Origin of the sequence: Leucobacter komagatae, assembly GCF_000834055.1 — a bacterium.
Lineage (GTDB): Bacteria > Actinomycetota > Actinomycetes > Actinomycetales > Microbacteriaceae > Leucobacter > Leucobacter komagatae_A.
Genome location: NZ_JXSQ01000006.1, coordinates 146,978 through 160,053 on the forward strand (window position 1 = coordinate 146,978; position 13,076 = coordinate 160,053).

Consider the following 13,076-nt stretch of genomic DNA (forward strand, 5'->3'; position numbering starts at 1 on the left):
GCCTTCTCCTTGGCCTGTCCAAGGCGTATGCTGAGATAGAAATTTCAAAGGCGACGTTTGCGGGGAGCATCAACGATGACGATTACTCTAGGGGCGCGATTTGGCGCGCTCACGACCGCAGCGCTGCTTGGAGGGTCGCTCATCGCAGCGACGCCATCAATGGCTATCGCTGCTGATGCGGCCACCATCGAGGTCACCTCGGAGGCGAACGATGGCCCGGGGTCGCTGCGAGCGGCGTTCGAAACGGCTAACGCACAGCCCGACGTCGCGACGACGGTCACCTTTGCGCCGTCCGTGCGCACAGTGACGGTATCGGAGATGCTGTACTCGGAGGTGTCTCTCACCATTCGGGGCAACGGGCAGGACAACACGGAGATCAAGCAGGTCACCACCGAACCCGGCGGCTTCCCAGCCCTGCTCGGGTTCGCGTCGTCCTCCGTGCAGCTCAGTGGTGTGACCCTCACCGGAAGCGAAGGCTGGTGGACCTCGGGGCTCATCATCTCGGCGGACGCCGCCCTGCCGCAGACGAGCGCCGTCACGGACACGACGATCCGCGGCTTCGGCGAGATCGGCCTCAGGCTGGAAGGGCTCAGCGGGCACGACTTCACCATGTCTGGCACGACGCTCACGGGCAACGGCATTGGCATGTCGGTGTGGGGCGTGAGCGACGCAGAGCTCACTGTGACCGACTCTGTCATCGCCGATAACGAGCAGACCGGGCTTCAGCTCAGGTACTACACACCGAGCGCAGACGCTGGGGCGACGCTCGAACGTGTGCGACTCAGTGGCAACGGCGGCCTCGACGAGGAGGGCCTTGGTGAGAGCGCTGGCGGCTTGAGCCTCTCGGGAGAGTTCACGGAATTCACCGGTGCAGTCTCCCCCGTTCGTATCGTCGACAGCGTGTTTGAAAACAATGTCGGCCGCTCGGCTGGCGCAATCGAGTACCACCCAACGTGGGGTGAGCCGAATGTGGATGCCCCACCGTACATTCATGTCAGCGGTACGACGTTCGTCGGCAACATCGGAGGCGGCTTCGAAGAGGGAGAGCCCGCTGGGGCTGCATCGATCCTCCTAGCGTCCCCGCCGATGGTGCGCGCCGCGGCGGACGCAGCTCCGGCGGACGAGGCCCTGCGCTACCCCGTCTTGCTCGTGGAGAACAGCACGTTCGACGGTTCGGCTGCCCTGGCTGCTGGCAAGTCGAGCGCACTCGTCGGCGACGGATACGGCAACAACAAGATCAAGCTCGACCAGGTAACCGCCGTGTCTTCCATTATCGATCTCGTTGGACGCGGTTCATCCAACGAGGTAGCGATCACCCGCTCCGCGATCGATTCGGGGGCGAAGGATCCGTTCGCGTTTAGCAGCGACGAGTCGACAGAGCCGAACATCGTCACGGTCTCGGACTCGGTCTTCACGCAGCCGAGCGAGAACGTCGATGTTGAGGCGGGAACCTCACAGGTCATCCCACTCGCAGCACTCGAGCTCGGACCGCTTGCCGACAACGGCGGCCCGACTCAGACGATGCTCCCGAGCGAGACATCGCCGCTCGTGGATGCGGTTACCGAAGCAGGCGCCCTCACCGTCGACCAGCGCGGGTTCCCCCGCCCCGTGAACGGCGCCGCTGACATCGGTGCGGTGGAGGTGGAGATGCGGGAGCAGCCCGTGCTCGAATCGACCGTGTCGATCCTCGCCGACGTGAAGGTCGCGAACGGTGAGACCGCTGTGTTCACCGCCGAGCGCACCGCGCCAACACCAGCCCGCGCGGATGCGGAAGCGCTTCCCGCCGTCACCGTCACCATCGCCACGTCCGACGGCACCGCGATCGCAGGCACCGACTACACGGCGTCCGAGCTGACGCTCAGTTGGGCCGAAGGCGAATCGGGTGCGAAGTCGTTCGCTGTGCCGACCGCGAAGCTCGAGGGCCCGCAACAGGAACGCGAATTTTCCGTCACGCTGAGCGAGCCGAGCGAGCACCTCACCATCGAGCGGGCAACCGCGACGGGCACGCTGCCTGCGATTGAGGGCTCGGCCGTTGTTCCCGAGGTCACGCCGCCCGGCAAGGGCGACAAGGGCGACATCGCTGAGACCGGCGGCTCGGGTCCGATCGGGTGGATGATTGCGGCTCTGCTTGCGGTACTCGCAGGTGCCGGCGTGCTGACCGCGCGGCGCGCGCTGCGCCAGTAGCAGCAAGCACCCCGACACACAGCGGCCCTGCCCCGGAAGTTCCGGGGCAGGGCCGCTGTGTGCGGTGACGGCCCAGTGGTGCCCCGCCGCGACCTGATGCGACCCGCTACTGGCCGAGCAGCCCGGTGACGCGATACGGAATGACCTGGCGCAGGAACAGGCTCGTCGAGGTGCGCATGATTCCGGGGCACAGGCGGATCTCCTCGCTGACCCGGTACAGATCGTCTGGATCACGCGCCACGACTCTGAGCAGCAGGTCGGTGTCGCCCGCCGGGGCAAAGCACTCGAGCACCTCGGGGATGCTCGCGAGGGCCCCGATCGCTTCCTGAATGAGGTGCTGGTCGAGTTCAACCTGCACCATCGCGGCGACCGGTCGTCCGAACGCTGCCGGCTTCACCCGCGAGCTGTGCGGCCTGAACACGTCAGAGGCCTGCATGCGGTCCAGCCTCGCCTGCACGGTGCCGCGGGCGAGATTGAGGTTCTGCGCAATCATTGCCACCGGCATTCGGCCATCAATGTCGAGCTGTTCGAGGATCTTACGATCCGTCGCATCAACGGCGTACATTTCGCTCATGTCGCCCTCCCTTTGTCGCCTTCAACTATACAGATTGCGCACTCAAATCGACGTCTATTGCGCTAATCTTTCAGCCTGCGATTGAATGCTCTCTGGGGGCGGCAACCCATCGCCCCCGCAGACAGCACCCCCGCACACCACCGGGCACGCGCCAAGCAAACGTCTACCACCCCCAGATGTTCGCGCCACTTATCGGCGGCACGCCGCACGCCGCCGCACACACACGTTTCGCCCTCTGCGCCACCGACCACCGGCGCAGAGGGCGCACTGCGTGTATGCCGGACAGTCACACTTCGCGCGCCGATTTGCGTGTGCCCGCCCGGTAAGTTTGAATGCTCATCGGGGATCGGTCATCACACCGCTTCCCACACCGCTGCACACCACACCCGGCACTGCAGCACGGCACGCAACCACCACCCCGGTTGCCAGTACGAAAGCACCACGTTGAGCACCACCCCTGCCCTCGCGCACCCCGGCAGCGCGCCCGTTTCCCTCAGGCGCCCCCGAATTCGCGCGACGCTCACTATCGTTAGCCTCTTTGGCCTGCTCACCGCCGTGAACCTTCCGACGGCACTGTTCCCGATCATCGGGGATCGCCTCAGCGTCGACGCGTTCGGGATCACCATCGCCTTCGCGAGCTACGTTCTCAGCCTGCTCGTTGGGCTTGTCTTGTTCCGCCGACTTGCCGAGCGCGCCAACCGGCGCACAGTCTTCGTCTGCGCCCTCGCCGCGACGTCGATTGCGACGCTCGGCCTCGCGCTTGCGCCAACCCTCGCCTGGTTCTGCCTCGCCCGCGCCATCCAGGGGCTCGCGATCGCGGCCGCGACAGGCACGGGATCGAGCGCCCTCCGGGTGCTGCTGCCTGGCCGCCCGAGCCTGAGCGGCAGGCTGACGCTGCTCGCAACGTCCGGTGGCGTCGCGGCGGGGCCGATCCTCGGCGGCGTGCTCTCGCTCTTCGGTTCGCCGACCCAGACCCCGTTTTTCGTGTGGTCGCTCGTGCTCGCGGCGCTCATCCCTGTCGTGCTGCTCATCGCACCGCACCCCGAATGTCGCCCGCTGCGCCGCCCGATCCGCACCGCGCAGGCGGATCCCGCAGCGCCCATGACCGCTACGCAGCAGCTCGCGCTACCCGAGGCCGTTGCAGCTTCGATCCCCGTGATCCGCATGGCCGCGCTCGTCGGTTTCGCGAGTTTCGCGTTCCTCGGCTTCTCCCTCTCGCTCGCCCCAGGACACTTCGCCGAGCTCTTCGGCGCGACCTCGCGGCCGATGCTCGGGCTCCTTGCCTCCCTCGCGCTGCTCGCCTCGGCAGGAGCGCAGCTCTTCCCCATTCGCGGGCGCTGGGCCGCACCACTCGCTCTCACGGCCTTCGCCGCGGGCGTCCTCTTGCTCGGGCTCGCGACGGCGCTCGGGAGCCCCGGGCTCACCATTGCCGCCTGCATCCTGGCTGGGGCAGGCCAGGGCGTCGCGTTCCAGCAGGTGTTCGGCGCGGCCGTGTCGGCCGTCCCATCGGAGCGGCACGCTGCAACGGTCAACACCATCTACGCGGTGACGTACATCGGCAGCACCCTGCCCGTGCTCGGGCTTGGCGTTGCGGCGACCGCGTTCGGGCTCACGCCAGCCGTCATCGCATTCACCCTCGCGCTCGCGCTCGCGTGCGGCGCGCTCGCCTTTACCGCTGCGCGCGCGGCCAAGCGCACAGCGTAACTCCCCCGCCCAACGCGATGTGGGCTCGCCGGATACGCGTCCCACCCGGTACGCGTCGCACCGGATACGCATCCAACCTGTCATGCGTTTAGACTTCACCGGGTACACAGCAGGTGAGCGACGAGTGGTCGTTCCGGGGAGGAAGCTGCCGAATGCCAGACCAGAGGATCAACTTCGGTGGCGATCTGAAGCGCGCACGAGTGTCGGCGCACGGCACCGCCTTCATCACACGCGGCAAGGCACTGTATGTCGTGGACGACAGTATGGATGCCCACCAGTACATCTCAGCGGTTGAGCCACTCGACAAGCGAGAGAACCTTGCCAAGACGTACTGGAGCGTCGCAGGGATCATCGGCGCCATCGCCCTCGCCGGCTTGGTGCTCCAGGGCATCGCTGGGCGCGACACACCCTGGATCGTCGGGGAGTTCCTGCCGGGAATAGTCGGAGCCACCATAGGCGTTTCGATCCTGGCGATGGTGAACACCGCGAAGCGCAACGGCCTCCGAGCTGCCGCGGCAGCCAACCCGGTGCCGCGCCCGCTCGTGAGCATCACCGGTGCCGACCCGGAGGTGCTGCGGCTGATCACGCCGGAGGTTCGGGAGCAGATCAAGGCCGCGAAGCCAGGCCGCTCACGAGAGCGCATCCTTGAGGAATTCCTCGACGCCTAGACGTCCGCGCGGCAGCGGCACCCGGCAGCGGCACCCGCCTATGCGCCGGTGATCGCCGCGAGCCCGAGGCGCTCCTGCTCGGTGAGCATGGAGCTGAACCGATCGGCAATGGCGCCGCGCGCGATTCGCCCGGCCTCCGCAGCGTCGCGCCTTTCGATCGCCTCGAACAGCCCCGAGTCGATCCGTGCAGAGTCGAGCTTCACGGCGTTTCCGCCCGCGCCGCGCTCAAGGTCGCGGCGCACGAGCTCGCGGAGCGCCCCAGCGACTGCCTCCCCGCTCAACCGCAGAATCTGGTTGCCGCTCGCCTCCCAGACGGTTTCGTGGAACGCGAGGTCGGCGTCGGCGAAGTCGCTCGCGTCCCCCTCAGCTGCTTCGCGCATCCTGGCGACGGCGGCACGCATGCGTTCGAGTTGTTCGGGCGAGTGCAGCACCGCGGCGAGTTCGCTCGCGGAACCGTCGAGCACAATACGGAACTGCACGAGTTCCGCGAGGCCGAGCGAGGCGGTGCCGATCATCGCACGAAACGAACGCCCGAGGGTTTCGGATGACGGCGCGAGCACGACGGGCCCGCCGCGGGTGCCAGGCTTCGGTTCAATGAGACCCATGCTCTGCAGCACGCGGAGCGCCTCGCGCACGGTGGGCCGGCTCACACCAAATTGCACCATGAGGTCGCGTTCGCTCGAGAGCTGTGAGCCGACGGGGATATCGCCGGAGAGGATCGCGGACTCGACCTGTTCGACGATCCGTTGGTAGGTGAGCACAGGCACTGCCTGAGTAAAGCTATGTGTAGTCAAACGACAGCACTCCTCTGTGAGGTCGATGGGCCCTGCGCGCTGAATGACATCAGCAAACTCTCTCAGGATAGTAGCGCCCTCAAGTGGCCTTACCATGTATCCTAGTTGGAATCCTCGCGGCGCGAGGGGCGGATCAGGGCTGATTCGCACCGAGGGGTGACACCACACCAACCGCGCCAACCAGGATCCGCACACCCCGCGAATCCACCCACGCGTCAACACCGAATCACCAGCCGTCAGCAAAGCAGCCGACCCCAGTTGTGACAGGAACCACCATGCGTTTTACGACCCCACTCACCCTCGCTGCCGCGATCCTCACCGTCGGTGCGCTCACCCTCACCGGCTGTTCAGCAGGGTCAGGCGGAGCCCCGGCCGACACCGGGGACACCCCAAGCACCGCAACCATCGCCCTCACCGGCGCACCCGTGAACCTCGACTTCACCACCACCGCAGGCGCGGCCATCCCGCAGGCGCTCATGTCGAACGTCTACGAGGGCCTCGTCGAGGTCAACCAGGACGGCGAGATCGTGCCGCTGCTCGCCAGCGAGTGGAGCCTCAGCGACGACCGCAAAACCTACACGTTCACCCTCGAAGAGGGGGTGACGTTCTCAAACGGTGACCCGTTCACCGCCGCAGACGTACAATTCAGCTTCGACCGAGTGAAGACCGACTGGACGAGTTCACTGAAGGCCAAGATGGACGTCGTCGACAGCGTCGAGGTCGTCTCAGACACCGAGGTTGCCGTGCACCTCAGCCAGCCGTCGAACGCGTGGCTGTTCGACATCGCGACACCCGTAGGTGCGATCTTTACCCCGGACGGCGTCGCGGATCTCGCGAACACCCCCGTCGGCACCGGCCCGTATGAGGTTGCCGCCTGGAAGCAGAACGAGAGCATCGAACTCGCAACCCGCGAGGACTACTGGGGCGAGAAGCCGGGTGTCGAGGGCGTCACCCTGCAGTACTTCGCCGACGCAACCGCGACCACGAACGCGCTCCGCACAGGCGACGTCGACGCGATCGTCAACCTCCAGGCACCGGAGCTCGTGAGCACGTTTGAAAGCGACGACGCATTCACCGTCACCTCAGGCACCTCGAGCGGCGAAATCACGCTGTCGTTCAACAACCGAACCGAGCCCTTCGACGACGTGCGCGTCCGCCAGGCAGTGCTCTACGCGCTCGACCGCCAGGCGATCATCGACACCGCATGGAACGGCTACGGCTCGCTCACCGCGACCTTCGTCACCCCGAAGGAGCCGTACTACGTTGATCTCAACGAGCAGTACGCGTTCGACCCTGAGAAGGCGAAGGAGCTGCTCAAGGAAGCCGGCAAGGAAAACCTGTCGATCACGTACAAGGTGCCGACCCGCCCCTACGCGCAGGCTGTCTCCGAGATCGTCGTCTCCCAGCTCAAGGACGTCGGCATTGACGTGAAGATCGAGTCGTCGGAGTTCCCGGCAGTGTGGCTCGATGACGTCTTCACGAACCACAACTACGAGATGACCACCGTGCTCGCCGTCGAGGCGCGCGATGTGCTCACCATCTTCAACAACCCCGACTACTACATCGGCTACGACAACGCGAAGATCGCACCGCTCGCCGCGGCAGCGGATCAGGCAGACGAGGCCGGCTACATCTCAGGCATGCAGGACGTGCAGCGGCAGCTCGTCGACGACGCAGCGAGCGGCGTCCTCTTCCTCCTCCCGAACATCGTGATCGCGAAGGCAGAGCTGACCGGCGTTCCCGAGAACGCCATCGTTGAGGCACTCAACCTCACCGAGCTCGGCTGGAAGTAACCCGAACCGGTGGGGTGGCCGTTCGCGGCCACCCCACCGCATCGCCTCCACGCACCTTGACCCGCTAGGACCCCGGCATGGCACTTCGGATACTCATCAACCTCGCGCGATTCGCGGCAACGTTCCTCGTCGCCACCATCGTCGTCTTCCTCTTCATGCGGCTCATCCCCGGCGACGCGGCCCAGGTCGCCCTCGGGGTGAACGCAAGCCCGGAACTCATCGCGCAGATGCAAAAAGAGTTCGGCATCGACCGCCCGCTGTACATCCAGTACTTTGATTGGGTCGGCGGGCTGCTCCGCGGCGACTTTGGCACCTCGTACGTGACACGCCAAGACATCAGCCCGCTCGTGTTCGACCGGCTCCAGGTGAGCCTCATCCTCGTCATCACGGCGATGGTCGTTGCGCTGCTCATCGCGATCCCGCTCGGGACGATCGCCGCTGTCAAGCACCGCAACGTCTCCGGGATCCTCATCGGCGCCGGCAGCCAGTTCGGCGTCGCAATCCCCGGCTTCCTCGCGGGTATCCTCCTCGTGCTCATCTTCGCCGTCGGCCTCGGCTGGCTGCCGGCAGGTGGCTGGACTCCCCCGGGCGAAGACTTCGGCGATTTCCTGCGCCGCCTGATCCTCCCCGTCCTCGCCCTCGCAAGCGTGCAGGGCGCGATCCTCACCCGCTACGTCCGCTCCGCCGTCCTCGAAATCATGAGCGAGGATTACCTCCGCACGGCCCGCGCGAAGGGCCTGAGCCCCACGGGCGCGCTCCTCAAGCACGGCATGCGCAACGCAGCGATCCCCGTCATCACCGTCACCGGCGTGCAGCTCGCCGCGCTCATCATCGGCGCCGTCGTCATCGAGCGCGTGTTCGTGATCCCCGGCCTCGGTTCAATGCTCCTCGACGCAGTCGGCAACCGCGACCTGCTCACCGTGCAGTCCGTCGTGATGGTGCTCGTCGCGATCACCCTGATCCTCAATCTCCTCATCGACGTGCTGTACACGATCGTTGACCCGCGGATGCGAAAGGGGGCCTAGCCGTGAGCCAGACCTCAAAACCCACGCAGGGGCCACTCACCCGAGCAATCTCGGCGCCGCGCGCACCGCGCAAGCGCCGCGGCGGGCTCTCGCCCACGCTCATCGTCGGGATCGTGCTCGTCGGAATCGTCGTCGTCACCGCGATCGTGTCGTTCTTCTGGACGCCGTTTGACCCCGTGCAGGTCAACGCGCCCGACCGGCTGCAGGGCCCGAGCGCCGAGCACTGGTTCGGCACGGACAAGTACGGCCGCGACCTCTTCTCCGGCATGCTCGTCGGCGCGCGCATCACGCTGTTCGTCGGCCTCATTTCGGTTGGCATTGCGCTGCTCATCGGCACGCCGCTCGGCATCTGGGCTGGCATCCGCGGCGGCTGGACCGAGGAGCTCATCATGCGCTCCTCCGACATCGTGCTCGCGTTCCCCGCCCTGCTGCTCGCGATCATGTCGGCGGCGGTCTTCGGGGCGTCAACGCTCACGGCGATGGTCGCGATCGGTATCTCGACGATCCCCGGGTTTGCGCGCGTCGCCCGCTCGGGCACGCTGCAGGTGATGAGCACCGAGTACGTGCTCGCGGCCCGCGCCGCAAGCCAGTCCCGCTTCCGCATCGCGCTCCGCCACGTCCTGCCGAACATCGTCGGCATCGTCGTCGTACAGTGCTCGGTCGCGTTCGCCCTCGCCGTGCTCGCGGAGGCCGCGCTGAGCTTCCTCGGCCTCGGCACCCCGCCGCCCACTCCTTCGTGGGGTCGCATGTTGCAGGAATCGCAGCAGTTCCTCGGCACGCACCCGCTGCTCGCGATCTTCCCCGGTGCCGCAATCGCACTCGCGGTGATGGGCTTCAACCTTCTCGGCGACGGTCTCCGCGACCGCTTCGACCCCAAGCTGAATGGGAGCCGCAGCTAATGACGAACGCACCTGACACTCTCCTCGCCGTCGACGGGTTGAACGTCCGCACCCGGCACCGCACACTCGTGCACGATTTCTCGTTGCACATGCAGAAGGGTGAGCGGATCGGCCTCATTGGCGAGTCGGGCTCCGGCAAGTCGATGACGACGACCGCGCTACTCGGACTGCTGCCGAACGGCGTCACCGCAGACGGCTCGATCGCGTTCGACGGCCACGAGGGCAACCTGCTCGAGGCCTCAGAGCGCGAGCTCATGAAGATCCGCGGTCGCGACATGGCGATGGTCTTCCAGGAGCCCCTCACCGCTCTCAACCCGCTCATGCGGGCCGGCGACCAGGTCGCCGAAATCATGACTCAGCACGGCCTCGTCGCGAACAAGGCCGAGGCGCGCAGACGCGCGATCGAGATGCTCGACGCGGTGAAGCTCCCCGACCCGGCAGAGGCCGCGCGGGCCTACCCGCACCAGCTCTCGGGCGGCCAGCGGCAGCGCGTCATGCTCGCGATGGCGCTTGCCAACGATCCCGCGCTCCTGCTCTGCGATGAGCCGACGACGGCGCTCGATGTGACCGTGCAGCGGCAGGTGCTCGACCTCATCCTTGAGCTCGTGAAGCAGCGCGGCACCGGCCTGCTCTTCATCACCCACGACCTCGCTGTCGTCGCGAACATGTGCACGCGCGTGCTCGTCATGAACGACGGCAAGATCGTCGAAGAGGGGCCAACCGACGAGATCTTCACGCGCCCGCAGCACCCGTACACGCGTGGCCTTCTCGCCGCCTCAGATCTCGAAGCGACTGACGCCGACGGTCGCCTGTTCACCGTTGCGAGCGCACGGGACTACGTGCCGCCGACGGTGGATCCTGCGGCAGACGCCGCGGTGGATCGCGCGGCCGGCGCCCACGCGGCCGGCGGATCCGCAGCATCCGCCCACGCTGCCGAGCCGGTGATGCGCGTCACCGACCTCGTTCGCACGTATACCCGCGGCAAGACGAGCCTCTTCAAGCCAGCAACCGAGGTACATGCCCTGAAGGGCATCTCTTTCGAGGTCCCGCGGGGCGGCCGCCTCGGCGTCGTCGGCGAATCGGGCTCCGGCAAGTCGACACTGCTGCGCATTCTCGCCGGCCTCGACCAGCCGACCTCTGGCTCGGCTGTTGTGGTCGGCAACGAGGTCGCGGGCGCGAAGGAGGCGCAGCTGCGCGAGCTGCGCCAGCAGCTGCAGATCGTCTTCCAGGACCCGATGGGATCCCTCGATCCGCGCATGACAGTCGAGCAGATCATCTCTGAGCCGCTGCTCGTGCGCGGGCGCACTGAGGCCGCGGCGAAGCGCTCGCAGATGGTCGCGGAGATGCTCGAGGCGGTCGGGCTGCCAGCGTCGTCTGCGTCGCGCTACCCGCACGAGTTCTCCGGCGGTCAGCGCCAGCGCATCTCGATCGCGCGCGCCCTCATCTGTCGCCCGGCCGTCGTCGTCGCCGACGAGCCGGTGAGCGCCCTCGACGTTTCCGTGCGCGCGCAGGTGCTGAATCTCCTCGCCGACCTCGTCGACGAGTACGGCCTCACCCTCGTGTTCGTGTCGCACGACCTCAACGTCGTCAGGCACCTCTGCGACTCGGTCATCGTGATGCAGTCGGGTGAAATCGTCGAGGCTGGCGACACGGAGACCGTGTACCGCCACCCGCAGCATCCGTACACGCAGCGGCTCATCGATTCCTCGCTCACGCTCCGACAGGAGCTGCTCACCTCCCAGTAGCGCAGCGGCCGGCCTCGCACCGTCGCACCGGCCGCGCCCTCCCCACGGCGTTTACCACCCCGCACGAAAGGCCAGAGATGTCCCACTCAGCAACACCCGAACCAGCTGCCCTCGATGCTGGGGCGCTCGCGGAGCACTTCGCCGCTGGCACGCTCACCCCGAGCGAGGTTGCCGAGCGGGTGCTCGCGCGCGTGGCGGATCGGGAGCCCGAGCTGAACGCCCTCTACCTGCACGAACCAGACGAGGTGCGCGCGGACGCCGCTGCGGCGACTGCGCGCTGGGCGGCGGGCGCCCCGCTCAGCCCGTTTGACGGTGTGCCGGGAACCGTGAAGGAGAACATCGCGCGCGCGGGGCGGCCGAAGCCAGGCGGAACCGCTCTCCCGAACCCACCGATCGCGGGGGCGAACGCGCCAACCTGTGACCGGCTGCTCGAGGCTGGTGTCGTGATCGTGGGATCCACCACGATGCCCGACTGGGGCATGCTTTCCTCGGGGGTCTCCAGCCTGCACGGTGTCACGCGCGGCGGGATCAACCCCGCGCACACGTCTGGCGGATCAAGCGCAGGCGCTGGCACCGCAGCGGCAGCGGGTTACGGCCCGTTCCACGTCGGGACCGACATCGGTGGATCCATCCGCCTGCCAGGGAGCTGGCAGGGCCTCACAGCGCTGAAACCGAGCGAGGGGCTGATCCCCCTCGACGTGCCGTACACGGGGCGCGCTGCCGGCCCGCTCACGCGCACCGCCGCCGACGCGATCCGGCTGATGTCGATCATTGCGAGGCCCGACGAACGCGACTACCTCACACGCGCATACCGCGAAATGGACTGGTCGCTCGAACCGCTCGCGCCCGCTGGGCTCAGGGTCGCCGTGCAGTTGGACGCCGGGTCCGGCCTCGCCGTAGAACCCGAAACGCTCGCGATCATCGAGCAGGCGGCATCCCTCTTCGCCGACGCAGGGGCTTCCGTCGAACCGCTTGCACCGTTCGTCGGCGCCGAGGTGCTCGACGGGCTGGTGAACTTTTGGCGTTCGCGCTCGTACGCCGACCTCGAGCTACTCTCGCCGGCGGAGCGCGAACTCGTGCTGCCCTTCATCGTCGAGTGGTGCGCGGCAGGGGCCGACTTCACCGCGGCCGAGACGGTCCGCAACCGCAACTGCTCCGACGAGATGGCGCGCCTCACACGTTTCGCGACGGCGCCCTACGACCTCGTGCTCTCCCCCGTGACGCCCGTCGCGGCGTTCGCCGCTGAGGATCCGATGCCGATCACCGACCCGCTCGCGACGATGGGTCACATCTCGTTCACCGTGCCGTACAACATGTCTGGCCAGCCGGCGGTGTCCATCGGTGCCGGCATCCAGGCAGACGGCCGCACCGTTGGCCTGCAGATCGCGGGCCCCATCGGTTCAGACGACCGCCTGATGCGCGTTGCCCACTGGTTCGAGACCGCTCGCGGCCAGGGCGCCGAGGTGGACTGGGCTTCGATCCGCTAGGCCAAGCCCGGGCCCGCGGGCCTTTTCGTTACTTCTCCGAGTTGCGGCAACTGATTCCGTTGATATACACTCAAATCACGTTGCAATCCGCAATTCGGAGGTGCGGCCACGCCAAGGCCCCTCCGCAACGATTCTTTCGCTTCTGGAGTGATACCGTGACCGGCCAAGGCCACCACGATCTGTCGATAGCGCCCGCTACCGCG

The 13,076-nt window shown here is 67.1% G+C and carries 10 protein-coding genes; 8 read left to right on the forward strand and 2 right to left on the reverse strand.

The window, feature by feature from the left end:
* Positions 1 to 75 precede the first annotated feature (75 nt).
* A complete protein-coding gene (locus tag SD72_RS06825) occupies positions 76 to 2,184 on the forward strand; it encodes a choice-of-anchor Q domain-containing protein (protein WP_042543672.1) in 2,109 nt (702 codons plus the stop codon).
* A gap of 106 nt (positions 2,185 to 2,290) precedes the next feature.
* Here SD72_RS06825 and SD72_RS06830 read toward each other — a convergent pair whose 3' ends face one another.
* Positions 2,291 to 2,749, reverse strand: coding sequence for an Lrp/AsnC family transcriptional regulator (locus SD72_RS06830; protein ID WP_157000495.1), 459 nt, complete (start codon positions 2,747 to 2,749; stop codon positions 2,291 to 2,293).
* A gap of 453 nt (positions 2,750 to 3,202) precedes the next feature.
* On the opposite strand from SD72_RS06830, the gene SD72_RS06835 reads away from it, so the two are divergent.
* A complete protein-coding gene (locus tag SD72_RS06835) occupies positions 3,203 to 4,462 on the forward strand; it encodes an MFS transporter (RefSeq protein WP_042543674.1) in 1,260 nt (419 codons plus the stop codon).
* A 152-nt stretch (positions 4,463 to 4,614) separates the two neighbouring features.
* Positions 4,615 to 5,130: a hypothetical protein gene (locus tag SD72_RS06840; RefSeq protein ID WP_042543675.1), complete on the forward strand. Its 516-nt coding sequence runs from the start codon at positions 4,615 to 4,617 to the stop codon at positions 5,128 to 5,130.
* 38 nt (positions 5,131 to 5,168) lie between these two features.
* On the opposite strand, the gene SD72_RS06845 is transcribed toward SD72_RS06840, so the two are convergent.
* Positions 5,169 to 5,924: a FadR/GntR family transcriptional regulator gene (locus SD72_RS06845; protein WP_042543676.1), complete on the reverse strand. Its 756-nt coding sequence runs from the start codon at positions 5,922 to 5,924 to the stop codon at positions 5,169 to 5,171.
* 275 nt (positions 5,925 to 6,199) lie between these two features.
* Between SD72_RS06845 and SD72_RS06850 the strand changes: the two genes are divergently transcribed.
* The 5 genes from SD72_RS06850 (at position 6,200) to SD72_RS06870 (ending at position 12,873) form a co-directional block, all read left to right on the forward strand.
* Positions 6,200 to 7,717 (forward strand): ABC transporter substrate-binding protein, encoded by a 1,518-nt coding sequence (locus SD72_RS06850; RefSeq protein ID WP_042543677.1) that lies wholly within the window; start codon positions 6,200 to 6,202, stop codon positions 7,715 to 7,717.
* A gap of 77 nt (positions 7,718 to 7,794) precedes the next feature.
* The gene (locus SD72_RS06855; protein WP_042543678.1) at positions 7,795 to 8,742 is read left to right on the forward strand and encodes an ABC transporter permease; all 948 of its coding nucleotides are present in this window, start codon (positions 7,795 to 7,797) and stop codon (positions 8,740 to 8,742) included.
* 2 nt (positions 8,743 to 8,744) lie between these two features.
* The gene (locus tag SD72_RS06860; protein ID WP_198141898.1) at positions 8,745 to 9,641 is read left to right on the forward strand and encodes an ABC transporter permease; all 897 of its coding nucleotides are present in this window, start codon (positions 8,745 to 8,747) and stop codon (positions 9,639 to 9,641) included.
* Entirely contained in the window at positions 9,641 to 11,386 is a 1,746-nt protein-coding gene (locus tag SD72_RS06865) for an ABC transporter ATP-binding protein (RefSeq protein ID WP_042543679.1), read from the forward strand. The genes SD72_RS06860 and SD72_RS06865 overlap by 1 nt, the downstream gene beginning before the upstream one ends.
* Positions 11,387 to 11,463: 77 nt before the next feature.
* Positions 11,464 to 12,873 (forward strand): amidase, encoded by a 1,410-nt coding sequence (locus SD72_RS06870; RefSeq protein WP_042543680.1) that lies wholly within the window; start codon positions 11,464 to 11,466, stop codon positions 12,871 to 12,873.
* The last annotated feature ends 203 nt before the right edge of the window (positions 12,874 to 13,076 follow it).